This window comes from Amycolatopsis sp. cmx-11-32 (assembly GCF_047608695.1).
Taxonomy (GTDB): domain Bacteria; phylum Actinomycetota; class Actinomycetes; order Mycobacteriales; family Pseudonocardiaceae; genus Amycolatopsis.
On sequence record NZ_JADNQN010000019.1, the window covers coordinates 1 to 19,672 of the forward strand.

Annotated in this window: 13 protein-coding genes; 7 read left to right on the plus strand and 6 right to left on the minus strand. The window is 67.6% G+C overall.

Annotated elements, in window-relative coordinates; genetic code table 11:
- Both ACM6LR_RS36310 and ACM6LR_RS36315 read right to left on the minus strand, forming a co-directional pair.
- A partial coding sequence (locus ACM6LR_RS36310) for an amino acid adenylation domain-containing protein (RefSeq protein WP_414945414.1) occupies window positions 1–5,026 on the minus strand: 5,026 nt, incomplete at its 3' end.
- On the minus strand, window positions 5,023–5,295 hold the full coding sequence (locus ACM6LR_RS36315; protein ID WP_414942611.1) for an acyl carrier protein: 273 nt from the start codon (window positions 5,293–5,295) through the stop codon (window positions 5,023–5,025). The genes ACM6LR_RS36315 and ACM6LR_RS36310, both read right to left, overlap by 4 nt.
- Before the next feature lie 251 nt (window positions 5,296–5,546).
- Here ACM6LR_RS36315 and ACM6LR_RS36320 point away from each other — a divergent pair, with 251 nt between their 5' ends.
- From ACM6LR_RS36320 to ACM6LR_RS36345, 6 genes are all read left to right on the plus strand, one after another.
- On the plus strand, window positions 5,547–6,374 hold the full coding sequence (locus ACM6LR_RS36320) for an alpha/beta fold hydrolase (protein ID WP_414942612.1): 828 nt from the start codon (window positions 5,547–5,549) through the stop codon (window positions 6,372–6,374).
- An 11-nt stretch (window positions 6,375–6,385) separates the two neighbouring features.
- Window positions 6,386–8,338 (plus strand): ABC transporter ATP-binding protein, encoded by a 1,953-nt coding sequence (locus ACM6LR_RS36325; protein WP_414942613.1) that lies wholly within the window; start codon window positions 6,386–6,388, stop codon window positions 8,336–8,338.
- A 35-nt stretch (window positions 8,339–8,373) separates the two neighbouring features.
- Complete coding sequence (locus tag ACM6LR_RS36330) at window positions 8,374–9,306, plus strand: ABC transporter ATP-binding protein (protein ID WP_414942614.1); 933 nt, start codon at window positions 8,374–8,376, stop codon at window positions 9,304–9,306.
- Window positions 9,303–10,328, plus strand: a complete 1,026-nt coding sequence (locus ACM6LR_RS36335) for an ABC transporter permease subunit (RefSeq protein ID WP_414945415.1) — start codon at window positions 9,303–9,305, stop codon at window positions 10,326–10,328. The genes ACM6LR_RS36330 and ACM6LR_RS36335 overlap by 4 nt, the downstream gene beginning before the upstream one ends.
- A 183-nt stretch (window positions 10,329–10,511) precedes the next feature.
- Complete coding sequence (locus ACM6LR_RS36340) at window positions 10,512–12,014, plus strand: tryptophan 7-halogenase (RefSeq protein ID WP_414942616.1); 1,503 nt, start codon at window positions 10,512–10,514, stop codon at window positions 12,012–12,014.
- Window positions 12,011–14,350: a penicillin acylase family protein gene (locus ACM6LR_RS36345; RefSeq protein ID WP_414945416.1), complete on the plus strand. Its 2,340-nt coding sequence runs from the start codon at window positions 12,011–12,013 to the stop codon at window positions 14,348–14,350. The genes ACM6LR_RS36340 and ACM6LR_RS36345 overlap by 4 nt, the downstream gene beginning before the upstream one ends.
- Window positions 14,351–14,457: 107 nt before the next feature.
- On the opposite strand, the gene hppD is transcribed toward ACM6LR_RS36345, so the two are convergent.
- The 4 genes from hppD to ACM6LR_RS36365 form a co-directional block, all read right to left on the minus strand.
- A complete protein-coding gene (gene hppD / locus ACM6LR_RS36350) occupies window positions 14,458–15,531 on the minus strand; it encodes a 4-hydroxyphenylpyruvate dioxygenase (RefSeq protein WP_414945417.1) in 1,074 nt (357 codons plus the stop codon).
- Window positions 15,532–15,610: 79 nt separating this feature from the next.
- Window positions 15,611–16,582 (minus strand): ParB N-terminal domain-containing protein, encoded by a 972-nt coding sequence (locus ACM6LR_RS36355; protein ID WP_414945418.1) that lies wholly within the window; start codon window positions 16,580–16,582, stop codon window positions 15,611–15,613.
- A gap of 302 nt (window positions 16,583–16,884) precedes the next feature.
- Entirely contained in the window at window positions 16,885–17,901 is a 1,017-nt protein-coding gene (locus tag ACM6LR_RS36360; protein WP_414945419.1) for a transcriptional regulator, read from the minus strand.
- A 515-nt stretch (window positions 17,902–18,416) separates the two neighbouring features.
- Window positions 18,417–19,055, minus strand: a complete 639-nt coding sequence (locus tag ACM6LR_RS36365) for an LmbU family transcriptional regulator (protein ID WP_414942621.1) — start codon at window positions 19,053–19,055, stop codon at window positions 18,417–18,419.
- A 420-nt stretch (window positions 19,056–19,475) separates the two neighbouring features.
- On the opposite strand from ACM6LR_RS36365, the gene ACM6LR_RS36370 reads away from it, so the two are divergent.
- Window positions 19,476–19,637 (plus strand): hypothetical protein, encoded by a 162-nt coding sequence (locus ACM6LR_RS36370; protein ID WP_414942622.1) that lies wholly within the window; start codon window positions 19,476–19,478, stop codon window positions 19,635–19,637.
- Window positions 19,638–19,672: the final 35 nt, after the last annotated feature.

Consider the following 19,672-nt stretch of genomic DNA (forward strand, 5'->3'; position numbering starts at 1 on the left):
CATCATCCGCACCAAAATCAAACAACCCACCAGCAGCCGCGAACAACGCCACCACATTCCGATGCGGAACCACCACCCCCTTCGGCAACCCCGTCGAACCCGACGTGTAAATCACATACGCCGCATGAGCAGAAAGCAACCGAACAACCGGGGCGGCCTCAGACACCACGTCCTGCCCTGGTTCGTCCGCCACCACAACCGGAAAACCCTCTGGTACCACGGACACACAATCCGACGTCGCGACCACACACACCACGTCCGCGTCCGCCAGCACGAACTCGACCCGCTTTACCGGAGAATCCGGATCCACCGGCAAATACGCGCCACCCGCCTTGAGCACCGCCAACAGCGACACCACCGACTCGGCCGACCGTCGCGCCACCACACCCACGACCGATTCCGGGCCGACACCTTCGCCCACCAAGCGACGGGCCAGACGATTCGCCCGAGCGTTCAGTCCCGCATACGTCAGCTGGGCACCAGCGAAGGTCACTGCGACGGCCTCCGGGGAAGCCGCTACCTGCCGCTCGAACAAGGTCACCAAGGTCTCGTCAGATGCTTCCACGGCTTCGTCGTGGACCTCGTCCAGCAGCCAACGTCGTTCGCCGGGAGCCAGCAGGTCGAGATCACCCACTCGACGGCGGGGGTCCTCGGCCACCTGCTCCAGTAGCCGCGTCAGCCGATCCAGCAACGTCCGAACCGTTGCGGTGTCGAAGAGATCGGTGGCGTACTCCACCGTCCCTTCGACACCGGAAGGAGCGCCGTCCTCCCCATAGCGATCGGTCAGGCCGACCATCAGGTCGAACCGGGCCGTACCGGTGCCGATCGGTTCCGGCCGGGTTTCGAGGCCGGGCAACTCGAAGGTCGCGAACGCCGCGTCCTGCAGGGTCAGGCTGACCTGGAAGAGGGGGTGGTGTGCTGGGGAGCGGTCCGGATTGAGCACCTCCACCAGGTGTTCGAACGGGACGTCCTGGTTCTCGTAGGCGGCCAGATCGGTTTCCCTGACCCGCAGGAGCAGGTCGTGGAAGGTCGGGTTGCCGGAGACGTCGGTCCGCAGCACCAGCGTGTTGACGAAGCAGCCGACCAAGTCGTCCAGGACGGCGTCGTGGCGGCCGGCGATCGGTGCCCCCAGCGGGATGTCGTCCCCCGCGCCGAGCCTGGCCAGCAACGCGGCCAGCGCCGCGTGCACCACCATGAACAGGGTTGCTCCGCGTTCCCTGGCGAGTTCCACCAGATCCCGGTGCAGGGATGGCGTCAGCCGGAACGACAGCAGGTCGCCACGGCCGGTCGCCACGGCCGGTCGGGGCCGGTCGGTGGGCAGCCGCAGCCGGGCAGGCAGCCCGGCCAGCCGATCCCGCCAGTAGCTCAACTGGCGGCCGAGCAGGCTCTCCGGATCGTCTTCCTGACCCAGGAGCGCGTGCTGCCACACCGTGTAGTCCGCGTACTGCACCGGCGGCTCCGGCAACCGGGGCGCCCTGCCCTGGCTCCGCGCGGCGTACGCGGCGGCGAGGTCACGTGCCAGCGGCTTCATCGACCAGGCGTCCCCCGCGATGTGGTGAACGACCAGTACCAGCAGATGATCGTCCGGCCCCACCGCGAACAGTTCGGCCCACAGCGGCGGATCCGTGGCCAGATCGAAGACGTGGCCCGCGGCCCGCGCCCACTGCTCGGGACGCCCGCCCTCGTGCACCACCAACCGCGGCCGGGCCTCGTCCGGATCGAGGATCCGCTGGCAGGCCGTCCCGTCCACTTCCGGGAAAACGGTCCGCAGCACTTCGTGCCTGGCCACCACGTCGGCCAGCGCCGCCTCGAGCGCCGCATGCTCCAGCGCACCGGTGATCCGCAGGCCCAGCGGAGCATTGTAAGTCGCCGACCCGCCCTGCATCCGGTGCAGGAACCACAACCGGCGCTGTGCCGAGGACAGTGGCACGGGGTCCTGGCGCGGCACCGCCCGCAGCGCGGGGCGGGCGGTGGCGCCGCTGTCGAGCCCGGCGGCCAGATCCGCCACCGTGGGTGCCCGGAACACGGTCCGCATCGGTACTTCCAGGCCGAGTGTGGCCCGGATGCGGCCGATCAACCGGGTGACGGCCAGCGAATGCCCGCCCAGTGCGAAGAAGTCCTCGTCGACACCCACTCGCGCCAGCCCGAGCACCTCGGCGAACAGGCGGCACAGAATCGCTTCCCGCGGGGTGCGAGGCGCCCGGTCCGAGATCACGACCTCTGGCGCGGGCAAGGCCTTCCGGTCCACCTTTCCGCTGGGAGACAACGGAATAGCCGCGAGCACCTGCACCACCGAGGGCACCATGTGGTCCGGCAGCACCCGCGCGGCGAATCGGCGCAGCTCCAGCACGTCCACTTCCGCCCCGGCCCCGGGCACCACGTAGGCCACCAACCGCGCGCGATCGCCTGGCTCGTCGGTGGCCACCACGACCGCCCGCGCGACCGCCGGGTGCCGGGCCAGCGCCGCCTCGATCTCGCCGGGCTCGACGCGGTATCCGCGGATCTTGACCTGCTCGTCGGTCCGGCCGAGGAACTCCAGCACCCCGCCGGTGGTCCACCGCGCCAGATCTCCCGTCCGGTACATGCGTCCCGCCGCGGTGGCGTCCCCGAACGGACACGCCACGAACCGTTCCGCGGTCAGCCCGGGACGGCCCGCGTAACCCCGCGCCAGCCCGGCTCCGGCCACGTACAGTTCGCCCACCACTCCTGGTGGGGCCAGGCCCAGCGCATCGTCCAGCACGTACAGGCGAGTCTTCGCGATCGGTGTGCCGATCGGCACCGCGTTGCCCACCGGACGCCCCGCGGTCATCTCGAACACGCAACAGCCGACCACCGTCTCGGTCGGCCCGTACTCGTTGATCACGACCGTGCCGGGAGCGGCCGCCAGCCAGGCTCGTACCTCGGCACCGGGCAGCGCGGCCCCGCCCACCACCAGCCGCCGGGCCGCCGACGCCCGCTGGTCCCGCGACAGCAGTTCCGCGAGCAGCGGCAGGTGCCCTGGCACCACTTTCACGAGTCCGAACTCGTCGTCCCCGCCGGCTCGCACGAGGTCGGCCAGCCCCTCAGGGCCGCCTTCGGGGCTGATCACCACCGTGCCGCCGCACACCAGCGGCGCCAGCACGCTCGTCACCGTGAGGTCGAACGCGAGCGACGAGTGCAGCGGAACCCGGTCCCCCGCACCGATCCGGTAGAACTCGACCGCCCACGCGAGGTAGTTCGCCAGCCCCGCGTGGGTGACCGCGACACCTTTCGGCACGCCCGTCGAACCGGACGTGTACATCACATACGCCAACTGGCCGGGCAGCACGGCAGGCGCGGACGCCGGTGTCCCCACCGGGCCGGACACCCCGTCGGGCCCGATCAGCACGGTGGCACCGCCGTCGGCGCGCATGAACTCCACGCGCTCGGCGGGATGGTCCGGGTCGATCGGCAAGTACGCCGCTCCGGCCAGCCAGGTCGCCAGGATCGCGGTGAGCATCTCGGGCCCGCGCGGTAGGCACACGGCGACCACCGACTCGGTGCCGACGCCGTGCTCACGCAGCGAGCTGGCCAGCCGACGCGCCCGATCGGCCAGCTCGCCGTAGGTGAGCTCCGCCTCGCCGCAGACGACCGCCACCGCGTCCGGGGTCCGCGCGACATGCTGTTCGAACCGGTCAAGCGCGGTCGCGCCGTCGACTTCGGTGTCGGTGCGGTTCCAGTCCACGAGTACACGTCGCCGCTCGTCGTCGTCGAGGACGTCGATCCGGTCCAGGCGCTCGGTGGGCGACGCGGCCGCCAGGCGGTTCAGTACCCGGCGGAACCTCCGGACGATCTCCGCTCCCGACGCCGGGTCGTGCAGCGCGGGATTCAGCTCGACGAGCAACTGGACGCCGCCGCCCGCCGAGCGATCGAAGACATCGATGGCCAGATCCTCGACAGGCCCGCTCGACAGGCCGCACCGCGTGGCGACGGCGTCCGCGAAGCGCAGCGGACGGCCGAGGGACATCACGTTGACGCTCAGGGAACGCAGTGAGCCCCGGCCGACGAGTCCGCGATCGGCGAGGATCTGCCCGTACGGGTAGCGCTGGTGGCGCAGGCAGTCGAACACCGCGCGCGAAGTCTGCCGCACGAACGCGCCGACGGTGCCGCCTCGCGGGATCGCCAGCCGGAGCGGCACCACGTTGGAGGTCATCCCGGGGATCCCGAGCTCCCGTTCGGTGGTCCGCCCGCTGACCGGCAGCCCGAGGACGACGTCGCGTTCCCCGGCCGTGCGCTGCCGGTACAAAGCCGCGGCGGAAAGCGCCAGTCCGGCGAAGCTCGTGCGCAATCTTCGTGCCGCCACTTTCAACTCGGCGGCTTCGTCCGCGTCGATCTCGTCGCCTCGCAGGATCGGCCGCCCCGGCAGGGACCGGGTCCGGTCCGTCCCACTGGGTTCCGGCAGGTCCGACAGCGCGTCGAGCCAGAACCGCCGGTCCCGCTGGGAATCGGCGGAATCCCGGTAGGCGTGGTCCGCGTCGAGCAGTACCGAAAGCGGCTTCAGCATGCCGTTCTCGGGTTCCAGCCCGGCGGCGAGTGCCGTGTAGACGTCCGCGACGCGGGCCGCGAACGTCGAAAGGCTTGCCCCGTCGAGGACGACGTGGTGCACGCGCTGGTACCAGAGAACCAGAGCGGGCCCGAGCCGGAACACGGCATGAGCGGAAGGCGGGCCTGCCAAGAGATCCACCGACCGGTCCAGATCAGCCGCCATCCACTTTTCGGCGGCCGCGCGTGGATCCGCGGAGGCACCGAGATCCGCGACGTGGACCGGATGCTCCATCGAGGCGTCGACGTACTGCCGGGGTGTCCCGTTCTCGAGCCGGAACCGGAGCCGGTACGTCTCGGCCTCCCGCAAGGCCCGGCGCAGTGCCACGACGAGCAGGGCGACGTCCACGTCGCCGTGGATCTCCAGGTACTCGGCGATGTTGTAGGCCGGGTTCTCCGGCGCGAGTTGCTGGGAGTACCAGACACCGAGCTGGCTTGAGGTCAGCGAGAGGTCCAGACCACTCATGTAGTCGCCAGCTCGGTGAGGTGGGTGGTGAGCGCGGCGACGGTGTCGACGTCCCAGAGCAGGATGGGCTCGACGAGAATGCCGAGCGTGTCCTCGATGTCCCCGCACAACGCGAAGGCGTACACCGAATCCAGTCCGTAATCCGACAGCGGGACATTGGATTCGATCTCCTCGGCGGGAATCATGGCGTAATGCGCCACGCGCTCGACGAGCCAGGACTGGATTTTCTCGGCAGTCAGGCGGATAGCGGTCAGATCGGCGTCGGACACGACAGGCCTCCTCGGCTCAAGGCGGCTCAATATGGCCTACGGAAACACGGCGCATCAACCGATCGCCGAGGCGGGCGTAGACGCCCAACTGACGACGCCCCCGCAGTTGGACGCGTTGGTACCACTGTCAATCACGGCTGTCCGCGACGGCCTGTACCCCCACCCCGACCCATGCCATAGTGACGCCGCTCCTGAATCGGGACGGACGCGGCATCGCACGCCATCCGGCGATCAGGCTGGAGGGAAATGACATGGGTGGTGCCGCTTACCGGCACGCCACGGACTTCGTCACCGCGAATGGGATCCGTCTCGCGTACGAACGTTCGACGGGCGGCGAACCGGTTCTGCTGATCGCGGGATCCGGCTCCGCGGGCCACTTCTGGACAGTGAACCAAACACCCGCGCTGCACGCCGCGGGCTACGCCACGGTCGTGTTCGACAACCGTGGCATTCCGCCTTCCGACGCACCCGACGGCAAGTATTCGCTCGCGGATCTCGTCGCCGACACCCGAGGACTGATCGAGGGGCTGGACCTCGCGCCGTGCCGGATCGTCGGCATGTCACTGGGCGCGATGATCGCCCAGGAACTGGCGATCGACCATCCGGAACTCGTGCGGTCCGCGGTATTGATCGCCACCAGGGCCCGCGCGGACGCCGCCAGGCTGGCTCAGACCGAAGCCGAGATCGCGCTGGCGGAAAGCGGCGTACGGCTCCCCGCCGCGTATGAGGCCGCCACAACGGTCTTCAAGATGTTCTCACCATCCACATTGGACGACGACAACGCGGTGGCGAGCTGGCTCGACGTCTTCGAGATGTCCGGGACAGGGACCGTCGCCACCGGACAGACCTGGGCCGACCTGGTCGGCGACCGGCGCGTGGCCCTGTGCCGCGTGGCGGCCCCCTGCCGGGTCGTGACCTTCACCGACGACCTCATCACCCCGCCGCACCTCGGCGCGGAGGTCGCCGAGGCGATCCCCCGCTGCGACCTCGTCGAGATCCCCGGTTGCGGGCATCTCGGCTGTCTCGAACGCCCGGACGCGGTCAACGCGGCGATCACCGAGTTTTTCGACAACAACTGAGGAGAACTTTCGTGACCATCGGAGACGACCCGAGCCTCGGCACGATCGGGCTGCGCGTCGAAGGCCTAGTCGAGCCACAGCCGATCAAACCCGGCACGGTGAAGCGCATCATCCCCTATGCCCTGCGCTATCGCTGGTCACTGCTCGTCGTGATGGTGGCGACCGTGATCGACGCGGTCATCATGGTGTCGACCCCACTGTTCCTGAAGGGGATCATCGACGACGGCATCACCCCCGGGAACATGTCCGTCGTGCTGACGCTGAGCCTGATCGTCGTCGGGCTCGCCGTGGTGAACGTCGTCGCGATCTACGCGCAGACCTGGTTCTCCGGCCGGGTCGGCCAGGGCCTCATCTTCGACCTGCGCACCAAGGTGTTCTCGCACGTGCAACGGCAGCCCGTGGCCTTCTTCACCCGCACGCGGACCGGGTCGCTGGTCAGCAGGCTCAACACCGACGTCGTCGGCGCGGAGCAAGGGATCTCGACGCTGCTGTCGCAGGCGCTGTCCACGGTGCTGACCCTGGTGCTGGTGCTCGGCACGATGTTCTACCTGTCGTGGTCGATCACCCTCGTGGCGCTGGTGTTGATCCCGATCTTCTTCCTGCCGGGGAAGATCATCGCCACGCGGCTGGAACGGCTGGCGCGCACCGGCATGCAGACCGACGCCGAACTGGGCTCGACGATGACCGAACGGTTCAACGTGGCAGGCGCGATGCTGGTCAAGCTCTACGGCCGCCGACGCGAGGAGACCGCGGACTTCTCCCGCAAAGCGGGGAAGGTCCGCGACATCGCCATCTCGATGGCGGTGCACGCACGGCTGCTGTTCATCCTGGTCACCCTGCTCACCACCATCACGACGGCCATGGTCTACGGCTTCGGCGGCTGGTTCGTCATCGACGGCACCCTGCAGCTCGGCACGCTCGTGGCGTTGGTCGGCCTGCTGCTGATGCTCTACAACCCCATCAACCAGCTGACGACCATCCAGATGGACATCATCACCGCGCTGGTCAGCTTCGACCGCGTCTTCGAGGTGCTGGACCTCGAACCGCTCATCACCGAGCGGCCGGACGCCCGGCCCCTGCCCGCCCCGGAAGCGGGGAACGGCACCGCGCCGCACGTCGAGTTCGACCAGGTCGCTTTCCGCTACCCCGGCGCCGACGAGGTCTCTCTGGCCTCCCTCGAAGCGGTGCCGGCGCGCGTGTCGGACCAGGGTGAGAACGCGCTGGTGCTGAACGAGGTGAGCTTCCACGCCCCGGCGGGGCGGCTCACCGCGCTCGTCGGGCCCTCCGGCGCCGGCAAGACCACGATCACCCACCTGGTGCCGAGGCTTTACGACGCCACCTCCGGAACGGTGCGGATCGGTGGCCACGACGTCAAGGACCTGACCCTGGACTCGCTGCAGGACTCTGTCGGCGTGGTCACGCAGGACGCGCACATGTTCCACGACACGATCCGCGCCAACCTGCTCTACGCGCGGCCGGAAGCCACCGAGGCCGAGGTCGTCGAGGCGTGCGAGGCCGCGCGGATCTGGTCGACCATCTCCCAGCTGCCCGACGGGCTGGACACGGTCGTCGGCGATCGCGGCTACCGCTTGTCCGGCGGCGAAAAGCAGCGGTTGGCCTTGGCCAGGCTGCTGCTCAAGTCGCCGCCGATCGTGGTGCTGGACGAGGCTACCGCGCATCTGGACTCGGAGTCCGAGGCGGCCATCCAGCGGGCATTGAAGACCGCGCTCGCCGGACGCACCTCACTCGTCATCGCGCACCGGTTGTCCACCATCCACGACGCCGACCAGATCCTGGTGATCGACCAGGGGCGGATCCAGGAGCGTGGCACCCACCAGGAGCTGCTCGCGAATGGTGGACTCTACGCCGAACTCTACCGGACGCAGTTCTCCCAGCAGCGGGACTTCAGCGAAGAACCAGTCAAAAGTGCGACCGTCGAAAGCGGAAACCATGCTTTGGGCTGATGCCGGGAAGAACAGGGAAATCCGAGGATGAGAGCATGCCACTCGCAGACTCCCCTCCGGTGTTCCATGCAACGGACCTGGCCAAGAAGTACGGCCGCCGCGGCAAGCAGGCACTCGCCGACGTGAACCTCACCGTCCCCGCCGGCCGGGTCATCGGCCTGGTCGGCCCGAACGGAGCGGGCAAGTCGACCCTGCTGCACCTGGCCTGCGGGCTGATCGAGCCGTCAGAGGGCTCGTTGACCGTGCTGGGATCTCGTCCGGCGGCGAACGCGGCACACCTGGCGAGGGTGGGGTTCGTCGCGCAGAACACCCCGGTGTACGGGTCGTTCAGCGTGGCCGAGCACCTGACACTCGGCGCGAAGATGAACCCGGGATGGGATCCGGCACTGGCCGAGCGTCGCATCCGGCAGGTCGGGCTGAACCCGACGCAGAAGGCGGGGCACCTGTCCGGTGGTCAGCGCGCGCAGCTCGCGCTGACCATCGCGGCCGCGAAACGACCCGAACTGCTGATCTTCGACGAACCCGCCGCGGCATTGGATCCTCTGGCCCGCAAGGGTTTCCTCCGTAACCTGATGGACTTCGTTGTCGAGCTCGGCGCCAGCGCGGTGCTGTCCTCGCACCTGCTCGACGACATCGAGCAGGTCTGCGACTACCTCATCGTGCTGTGCGATTCGCGGGTGCAGGTCGCGGGTGACGTCCGCGACCTGCTGGCCTGCCACGCCCGGCTGATCGCGCCGCGCGGCGGGCTGGACCGGCTGCCCCCTGGTGTCGAGGTCATCCGGATGGAACACCACGGCCATTACAGCCACGTGGTCGTCCGCATCGGTACCGCGGCGGGGCCGCTGCCCTACCCGCCCGAACAGGTCTCGCTCGAAGAGCTCGTCCTCGCGTACATGGGCAGGGCCGCGGGCATGGGGATGGACATCGGCGTGGACGGCCAGACCGAAGCATGGGAGACCCAGCGATGATGTGGCTGAGCTGGCGGCAGTTCCGGGTCCAGGCGCTGGCAGGCGCCGTCGCACTGGCCGTGATCGTCGCTTATCTGGTGTACCTGGGCACGGACGTCCGCGAGGGCTACGACGTCTTCCAGGCCAGCTGCCGGAGCCAAGGCGACTGCGCGCAGGCGACGGCCCAGTTCCGCGCCGCCTACGAGAACACGTTGTTGTTCCTCGCGGCCGGTCTGGCCCTGGTCCCCGCCGTCATCGGGACGTTCTGGGGCGCGCCGATGATCGCCAGGGAGCTCGAGGGGAACACCCATACGCTGGCGTGGAACCAAAGCGTCACCCGTCCGCGCTGGCTGCTCACCAAGGTCCTGGTCGTGGGCATCGGCGCCATGGTCCTCACCGGAGTGGCGGGCGCGGCGCTCACCTGGGCGGCGGCGCCGTTCGACGAGGTCGTCAAGAACCAGTTCAGCACCTTCGTCTTCGGCGCGCGCTACATCGCCCCCATCGGTTACGCCGCGCTGGCGTTCACTTTGGGCACCATCGCCGGGCTCCTGCTGCGGCGGACACTGCCCGCCATGGCGCTGACCCTCGTCGGATTCATCGTCTTCCAGTTCTTCTTCGCCAACATGGTGCGGCCCAACCTCGTGCCCGCCGAGCACGCCACGCTGCCGATGACCGCCGAGGTCATCAACGAGGCGCAGAACCTGGGCAGCATCACCGGCGGCTCGGTCATCGGCGGAGTGCGGATCCCGAACGCGCCCAACGCCTGGATCGCCGAAACGAGCCCGTTGCGCACCGCGGACGGCAAGACCATCGACAGCGCCAAGTTCGGTACCTGCATCAACACCCCGCCCAAAACCGGGGCGACCGGCACGTTCGGCGACGCCGCGGTGTGCCTCGCCAAGCACGACCTCCACGTCGACGTCAGCTATCAGCCCGCCAGTCGCTATTGGACGTTCCAGGTGCTGGAGACCGTGGTCTACCTCGTGCTCAGCGGAGTTCTCGTCGCGCTCAGCCTCGTCCGAATACGACGCCGGGTGAGCTGACACGCCGGGAAATGCGTCGTCGGTGATTGTTACCGGCGGCGCATTTTTTGTGCTGCGAAACAGTTCGCGGTGTCCGTTCGAGAGAACTGTCCAAGGTGGGTCACCAGCAATTCTTGTGGAACCCTTGAACCGAGAGCGACCAGGAAATACGAGAGATACCGGCAACGCGTTCCAGGAGGTCGAATGAGTACGGCACGACACGAGGAATTCGACGTAGCGGTCGTCGGCGGTGGCCCCGCGGGCTCGACGCTGGCGTCGCTGGTGGCCATGCGGGGCCACCGCGTCCTGCTTCTCGAGAAGGAGACGTTCCCCCGATATCAGATCGGCGAATCGCTGCTGCCGTCCACCATCCACGGCATCTGCCATCTGCTCGGTGTCGACGGCGAAATCGCCGAGGCGGGTTTCCCCCGCAAGCGCGGTGGCACCTTCCGGTGGGGTGCCAACCCCACACCGTGGAACTTCGCCTTCTCCGTCTCACCCAAGGTCGCGGGGCCGACCTCGTTCGCCTATCAGGTCGAGCGGAGCAAATTCGACAAGATCCTGCTCGACAATTCCGTCCGCAAGGGTGTCGACGTCCGCCAGAACCACGCGGTGACCGACGTCGTGGAAGGCGAAGACGGTCGGGTGCGCGGATTGCGCTACACCGATCCGGACGGCACCACGCACGAGATGTCGGCCCGATACGTCGTGGACGCCTCCGGCAACACCAGCCGCATCCACAAACGGGTCGGGGGTACACGGAAGTACTCCGACTTCTTCCGCAGCCTGGCCCTGTTCGGGTACTTCGAGAACGGTAAGCGCCTGCCGTCGCCGAACTCCAGCAACATCCTGTGCGTCGCGTTCAACCACGGGTGGTTCTGGTACATCCCGCTCAGCGACACACTGACCAGTGTCGGCGCGGTCGTCCGCAGGGAAGACGCGGCGAAGATCCAGGGCGACCCCGAGGCGGCGATGAACTCCCTCATCGCCGAGTGCCCGATGATCGGCGAATTCCTCGCCGACGCGACCAGGGTCACGACCGGCCAGTACGGGCAGCTGCGGGTACGCAAGGACTACTCCTACCACCACACGACTTTCTGGCGGCCGGGCATGGTCCTCGTCGGCGACGCGGCCTGCTTCGTGGACCCGGTCTTCTCCTCCGGGGTCCACCTGGCCACCTACAGCGCGCTGCTGGCGGCCCGCTCGATCAACAGTGTCCTGGACGGGAGCGTCGACGAGCAGCGGGCCTTCGACGAGTTCGAGGCGCGGTACCGCCGCGAGTACGGCGTCTTCTACGAGTTCCTGACCTCGTTCTACGACATGCACATCGACGAGGGCTCGTACTTCTGGTCGGCGAAGAAGGTGACCAACAGCAGCAACACCGACCTCGAGTCGTTCGTCGAGCTCGTGGCGGGGATGTCCAGCACCGAATTCGACCTGTCCGACGCCGAGTCGGGCGTCCTGCGGCTCAAGCAGCGTTCGGCGGAGTTCGCCGACGCCATCGACACGCTGGTCGAAGCCCACGAGGAGAACATGGCGCCGTTGTTCCGGTCGTCGGTGGTGCGCCAGGCGATGCAGGAGGGATCGCAGGTGCAGACCAGGGCACAGCTCGGCGACGAGGCGGGCGAGGTCACCCCGGTCTTCGACGGCGGGCTCGTCGCCACGCCCGACGGCATGTCCTGGTGTGAACCGGATCCGGGCCGATGACGCGTCGCGGCCGGAAGGCGGGCACGATACTGGTCGTCTCCGTGCTGCTGTCCGGTCTGACTCCCCCTGCCGTGATGGCCGGACCGCGGACGGAGACCTACCAGGTCCCCGGGCTGAGCCGTCCGGTGCGGATGGTCGTGGACCACTCTGGCGTGCCCCACATCTACGCGCGGAACATCGATGACCTCTTCCTCGCACAGGGGTTCAACGCCGCGCGCGATCGGCTGTTCCAGATGGACATATGGCGGCGAAGCGGTCTCGGCCTGCTCTCGGAGATTCTCGGTCCGTCGTTCGTCAAACAGGATCGCGCGGCCCGGCTGCTCCTCTACCGCGGAGACATGGACCGCGAATGGGCGGCGTACGGACCCGAGGCGAAACAAGCGGCGATCCGGTTCACCGAAGGCATCAACGCCCGGCTGGACTGGATCGAGAGGCACCCGGAAAGCCTGCCGCCCGAGTTCTCGGAGTTCGGCTTCAAACCGGCCAGATGGCAGCCGGAGGACGTGGTGCGCGTCCGCAAGCACGGGCTGTCGATGAACGCGGCATCGGAGGTGCTCCGTTCCCGGCTGGTCTGCGCGGGCGGCATCGAGGCAGACAAGTTCTCCCACGCGCTCCAGCCCGCCCACACTCCGGCCGTGCCGGACGGGATCGATCCGTGTTCCATACCAGCGGACGTGCTGGAGCCCGTCGCCCCGGCCGAGCAGTCGGCCTTCGGCGGGCTTCCGTCCTACACCTCCGGCATGGCGGAGGGCAGCAACAGCTGGGTGGTGTCGCCGGGAAGAACCGCGAGCGGGCGCCCGGTACTGGCCAATGACCCGCACCGGGCGCTCACCGCGCCGCCACTGCGGTACATCAGCCACCTGTCGGCGCCGGGTCTCGACGTCATCGGGGCGGGCGAGCCGTTCCTGCCCGGGGTTTCCCTCGGGCACAACGAAAAGGTCGCGTTCGGGCTGACCGTGTTCGGCATCGACCAGGAAGATCTGTACGTCTACCGGCTCGACCCGGACGACCCCGGCCGGTACCGCTACCGCGACGGGTGGGAATCCTTCCGGACGGTCACCGAGGAGGTGCCCGTCAAGGACGGGCCGCCGCAGCGGATCGCAATGCAGTTCTCCCGGCACGGTCCCGTCCTGCGGGTCGACGCGGCGAGCCACGTGGCGTACGCGCTGCGCACGGCCTGGACGGAACCCGGGACGGCACCGTACTTCGGCTCCATGCGCTTCCTGCGAGCACGGAACTTCGGTGACTTCTCCGCCGCCGCGCGGCTGTGGGGCGGGCCGTCGGAAAATCTTCTCTACGCCGACACCGGTGGGAACATCGGCTGGGTCGCGGCCGGCCTGGCGCCGAAGCGTTCCGGCTACGACGGCCTGTTCCCGGTCCCCGGGGACGGCCGCCACGAGTGGACCGGCTTTCACGACGGCGCCACACTGCCCCACTCCTACAATCCGAAGAACGGATTCATCACTTCCGCCAATGACTACAACGTCCCGGCTGGCCATCCGTTCCAGGTGGGTTACGAATGGGAACCCCCGTATCGCAAGCAGCGCATCGACGACGTGCTCTCCGCAAGCCGTCGGCATTCCGTCGACGACTCGGTCCGGCTGCAGAACGACCAGGTGTCGCTGCCGGCACGCCGTCTGGTGCCGTTGCTGGCCGGACTGCGGAGCCCCGATCCTGACATCGAGAGGGCGCTGAACCTGCTCCGCGGGTACGACGGCGTCGCACACGTCGACTCGGCGCACACCGCGCTCTACGAGCCCTGGTTCACCAACCACCTCGTCCCGGCGTTCCTCCGCGTCTTCCTGAACGAGGAAGCGGCGACACTCGCCGCGCTCCCCGGCGGGAACACCGGTCTGATGCTCGACGCGCTCGAACATCCCGACCGGTGGTTCGGATCCGGCGGGGCGGCAGCCAGGGACCGGCTGCTGCTGACCACACTCGGTGCCGCCTACGCCGAAGTGCGCGCGAAACTCGGGGAGGATCCGGGTAAGTGGCGCTGGGGCGCCTTGCAGCACACCTCTTTCCTGAGCTCCACCGGACGACACGTCGGCCCGGTGGAGCGCGGCGGCTCGGGGTACACAGTAGACGTTTCGAAGTACGACCCCTCCAGTTACGACCAGGGGGTCGGGGCGTCGTTCAAAATGGCACTCGATGTCGGGCGCTGGGACGACTCCAAGGCGATCAGCGCGCCCGGTCAGTCCGGCGACACCACCGGCCCGCACCACCGCGACCTGCTGGAACGCTGGCGGACCGGAAGCACCTTCCCGTTGCACTACAGCCGCGCCGCTGTCGAACGCGACGCGGAGAACGTGATCATGTTGCTTCCCCGCCCCTAGCGTTCCATAACCGGAAGAGTGGGGAGGGTTCAGGACGGTGAACGGTCCTGAACCCTCCCCACTCGACTGTGCCGGGGTCGCCTGAGCTTGATCTACTTCCCCAAGCGTCAGGCGTTCCGGGCGGCCGTGTCGGCCGCCTGCTGCCGCTCGACGGCCTCGTACAGGGCGTGGATGTTGTTGCTGCCGAACGTCCGCGCTCCCCGGCGCTCGATCAGCTCGTAGAAGAGTGTCCGCCGCGGGTGCGTGGTCTCGGTGAAGATCTGGAACATGACGCCCGTGTGGTCGCGGTCGGCGAGGATGTCGAGCGCGCTGAGCTCCTCCACCGGCACACCGATCTCACCGAGCCTGCCGGGCAGCGCCTCGTAGTAGCTCAGCGGTGTCGACAGGAACCGAACGCCCCGCTCGGCGCTGGTGCGCACCGCGGTCCTGATGTCATCGGTGAGGAACGCGACGTGCTGCACGCCCGCCCCGCCGTGGGACTTCACGAAGGTGTCGATCTGTCCGGGGTCGCGGGTGACGTCGGGCTGGATGACGGTGAAGGTGAGCATCTCGGACCGGCTCTGGACGACTTTGGAGTCCATCGCCTGCGAACCGACGACGATCCGCTCCTCGAACGTCTTGGTGAGGCCGAAGATCTCCTGGTAGCGGCGGACGGTCTCGTCCAGTTCACCGGCGGGCACGCACAGCGCGAAGTGGTCGACCCGCTTCAGCCTGCTCCCGGACGTGCCTCCGCCGGTCTCCTCGATGGCGGGCGCGAACGGCCCCCCTGGCTTCTCACGGGAGACGAAGCGGTGCTCGATGTCCCCGAGGCCGAGCACGGACGCGAACGTGACCCGCGCGCCCGCGGGGCCGAACTCCTCGGGCGGGGCCACGGGTTCGGCCCCGCGCTCGACCGCCGCGGCGAACGCGGCGTGCGCGTCGCCGACCCCGATGCCGATCACCCCGACACCGTCGCCGTGGTGCCGCAAGTACTCGGCCGCGCGGTGGTCCGGGCTGGTGGCCGTCGTCAGCAGCAGCGCGATGTCGTTCTGGCGCAGGAGCACCGACTCGCAGCCACGCAGGCCGGTGCTCGCGCCACCTCGGCCGGCGAGCGCGAACCCGAACGAGTCGCAGAGCCTCGCCGCCGTCCCTTCCGCGTCCTCCACGAAAAGCTCGACGTGGTCGACTGATCTGATTTCCACTTGATACCTCCGAAATAGGTTTCGACGACACCTCGGACAGAGCGGTCCGTCACTTCGCCGAGGCGGGCGACACGCGGCACTAGGCCGACTTCGCGCCTTTCCGTTCGATACGGAACGCGATCTCCGTCCACTTCTCGGCGCAATAGCGCGCCAGTTCGGCGATCGTTTCCGTACTGTGTGGCGGCACACTGTCGATGATCCTGTTCCAGTCCTCGGAACGGACCAGGTGGATGTTCAGCAGCCGCAACAGATCCCGCCCGTTCTCGTTGAGGCGCAACGCGGGGTCCTCCCGCAGCCGCGCCAACACCGTGGCCGGAGGCGGCTTCACCTCGGACCGGGCGACGGTGTGCTCCGGGGGCCGATCGTCGGCACTCAGCCCCACCAGTTTTGCTTGCCGTTTCCGCAGAACCGGGTCCTCCCCGCGCAGCATCCGGTTCTTGACGTCCCGCACGGTCTCCGCCGAAATTCCCGCCGCGCGGGCGACCTGGCGCAACGACAGGCTGGGATCGCCGGTGATCATCTCGTGGGCCAGCCTGCGGCCCGAGCTGACGTCGATGGACCGGACCCGGCCGTCCCGGCCGACGCGGGCGAACTCGCCCGCCGCACCGGCTTCCGCGCCGCGGCGGATGTCGGCGACCGTCTTGGCGGACATGCCGACCACCGACGCGATCATCCGGTCGGACCACCGGCCGTGGGTGGCGATGATGCGCTCCGCCGCCTGTCTGCGATCGGCCGTCGACAGCGGCAGGCCGTGCGTGATATTGGACTCGACAGCCAAAATGAAGGCGTCTTCCGCCGAGCCCTCGAAGAACCGCACCGCGATCGTCTGGCGGCCCGCCAGCATCGCGGCACGAAGACGGTGCACGCCGTCGATGACTCGCATCGAGGGCCGGTGCACCACGATCGGTGGCAACGGCACGCTGGCGGCGACCAGCGTTTCCACATGCTCCAAGCTCTCACCGGCGATTCGAGGAGAGTCGCCTACGGACAGTGAACGGATTTCCACTTCTTCTGTCGGATGCAGATCGTCGTGCCCCAGCGCGAACCGCAATTTCCAACTCCTTAGTTATCGACCCGCACCGCAAATCGTGCGGGCAATGACGCACCATGCCCCAGTGAACCGACGCGTAGCCACCGTGTTCAACTGCCGCCTTTCGCGCAGTTGCACACAAATACAGCGAATTAATTGACAATCGGCCAAAACCCACGCAACGGAATGGCCGAAACCCGAACGCCATGATCGTTCGTTGTTTTCCCAGCGCGACAGCTGGTCACACCGTGCCGCGAGGAGATTTCACCCCGTGACGAATGCCGCCCGACGCCTCCGGCCGGTGCCGGAGCCGTCGGGAACAGTCATTTCGCGTCGTCCGCCGGACGGACCCCCCAGGGGTCGGCGATCGCCGCACGATCGTCCAGCTCCTCGGCGAGAGAGAGCCAGATCTCCGAAAAGTGGCGGGCGAGACTCGTGATCATCACCAGGCAGTGGGGTGGAACGGCCTCGGTCGCCCCGAGCCAGTCCTTGGCCTCGGTCGCGGTGTGCTGGATGAGCCGCAGGAGTCGCCTGCCCTGCTCGTTGTGCCGCAGAGAGGGATCCCGCAACAGTTTCTCCAGTGCGTGCCGGGCCGCCTCGTGGGCCGCTTCCGGCGCCGCGACCACCCCCGCGCCGAATCTCGCGTCGATCAGCGCCTCAGGTTCCCGCCCCACACGCTCGAGCTGCTGCCCGGACTCCTTCTCCGCACTCTCGGCCGAGCCACCCTGCCGCGGTTCAGGCGGCGCGGGTTCCTCACCACGCTCGAGCCGTTTGCGAACGTCCCGGACGGTGCCGGGTGAAACGCCGGCGGCCTTGGCGGCCTCCCGCAGTGACGCGTTCGGATTGCGGGCCAGGAAAGCCGCGGTCCGCCGTCGCCCCTCACCGTGGTTCACCGGGCGAACCTTGCCATCCAGGCCGATCCGGGTGGTCACCTCCGGAATGGAGTCGCTGGACCGTCGGATCGACGCCACGGTCCTGGCACCGAGGCCCGTGATCTCCGCGATGGTCCGATCCGACAGACGAGGATGGGAGGCGACGATCCGTATCGCGGCGGCCCGGCGATCCGCCTGGGACAATGGGAAGCCGTGGGTCACGTTCGCCCGCACGGCCCGCAGGAACCCCTCTTCGGGGTCACCGTCGAAGAACTCGACCTCGATCGTGTCCTGGCCCCGCATCGAAGCCGCCATCAACCGGTGCATCCCGTCGATGACCCGCATCGTGCGCCGGTCGACCAAAATGGGCGGCAGCGGCGAATCCGTCTCCACGAGCCGCGCGACATGCCTCTTGTCCTCACCTCTCAGCCGCGGTGACTCACCTGCGCGCAAAGAAAGTATCGGCACCGTCACTATTTCCTCATGTGCCGTTACCGACCGAAACGAACGTGCATTCATGTCGATCATAAAATCCCCCATTACGTCCGACACCATTCCAAGACCAGGCCCCGCGTCCCCCTCTGTTTCCGGCAAGCCGAGAGAGTCGACCGCACACCCAACCGGCTCTCTGCCGCCGAGCCGAGTGGCAGGCTCTGACCCCATGACCCCCAACTCAAGCATTACTGGTTTCGACCAGAGTCAGCAAGAGCCGCCGCCATGACTTCTCACCTTTATGGAGAAATGGAGCGATTCGTAAGGTTCTTCTCCTCCGGCGTCACGGCTCCCGCACGCGACTTCGTTTGACAACATGCGCTAGGTGTAAAGAACGGCCAGGGGCGCGAATTCCCATCAGCGCCGGCCGCGACTCGGTCGCGTGGCGGATGGACGTGGCCAGGTGGTGCCGTTTCTCGGAGTAAGGCGTTGCACCGTTCAGCGGAACACCGCTCACCACTGAAACTTCGCGTAACAAACGCCGCAACCGATTACCGCGACAGACCCTGCTTCGCGGCCTCATCCAGCGCGGTCACGATCCAATCGTCCAGATCCTTGTTCGCGAGCGAGGCAGCGGCACGCCACCGCTCGACTCTGGAAGGCTCGGCCTGAATCGTTCTCAGCTTCGACTCGGGGCCTCGGTCCGTTTCGTCGCCACCATGGGCGCTCGCGATCTCTCGGCGGAGGGCACGGACCGACAACTTGGCCTCTTCCGCTCGATCAAGCCAGCGATCTTGATCAGCACCGGGAAATTTCGCCACTTCCATGTGATGATGGAACGTCAGCGTGTCTCGACGCCGAGACATCGCGAACCGGCGAGACACCCAGGCGTAGTTACGCAGGGTCTGATAGCTGAGCCCCACCGCATCGACAGCGTGCCGGTAGCGATCCTCGTAGTGTGCTTCGCCGTACGCCACCCAGTCCCCCAGGTACCAAGCGGAGGCATTCGCGATCCGGCTGATCTTGGCGCCCGCCCGCCGCCACTCCTGAAATTCCAGCTCACGGCCGGGAAACCGAAGGCCCACCCGGGTCGCGGTAACGGCGTCCCCGGTTGTCTTCTTGCCACTTCGATCCGCATCTCGCGCCGCCTGCGGTGCGAGTTCGATGTCGCCGCCTTCGGACCACTTCACCGGACGATACCCCCACAGTCACCGTACGGACACTAACAGCGACCCCAGTGCGCCGACATCCGCATTCCCCACCGTGATCACGATCATAAAAGGCGCCGGAGATCCAGTAAACACTTACAGGAGATCTGTAACAAAATCTCGCGATCGACTGCCAGAAGGCCAGCTGGCTGCGTTTTTCGCAGTTTGAAGGAACTAAAATAGCGTATTCGGGACAACGTTCTTCAGCGAGCCAGCCGCCGTAGCCGTACCGACGAGTTTCACTTCGATCCGCCCGCGGAAGCGAAGAGACCGGCGAGCACCTTTCGAATTAAATTTTCAGAAAACCCTGAAATCCCGGGGACCGGTCCCCGGGATTTCAGTTCAGTATATTCAATACAGCGGAGACGAGTATTCGCCCTTTATGCTCCAGCGGATATCCCGATGAGATTGCCGAAGGCGACGTCGACGTCCTGCCACTTGTACTCGTCGGTGTTGAGTCAGCAGGGTCACGGACCGTTGGCCGTCTTCGGTGACGGTGTTCCGGAACTCGTGGCCTTCTTCATCTCGGCGAGCTGGGCAGGCGCCAGCAGTTTCCCGGAGTGACCTCACGGTACGGACTGCAAGCCCGCTCGTGAAAT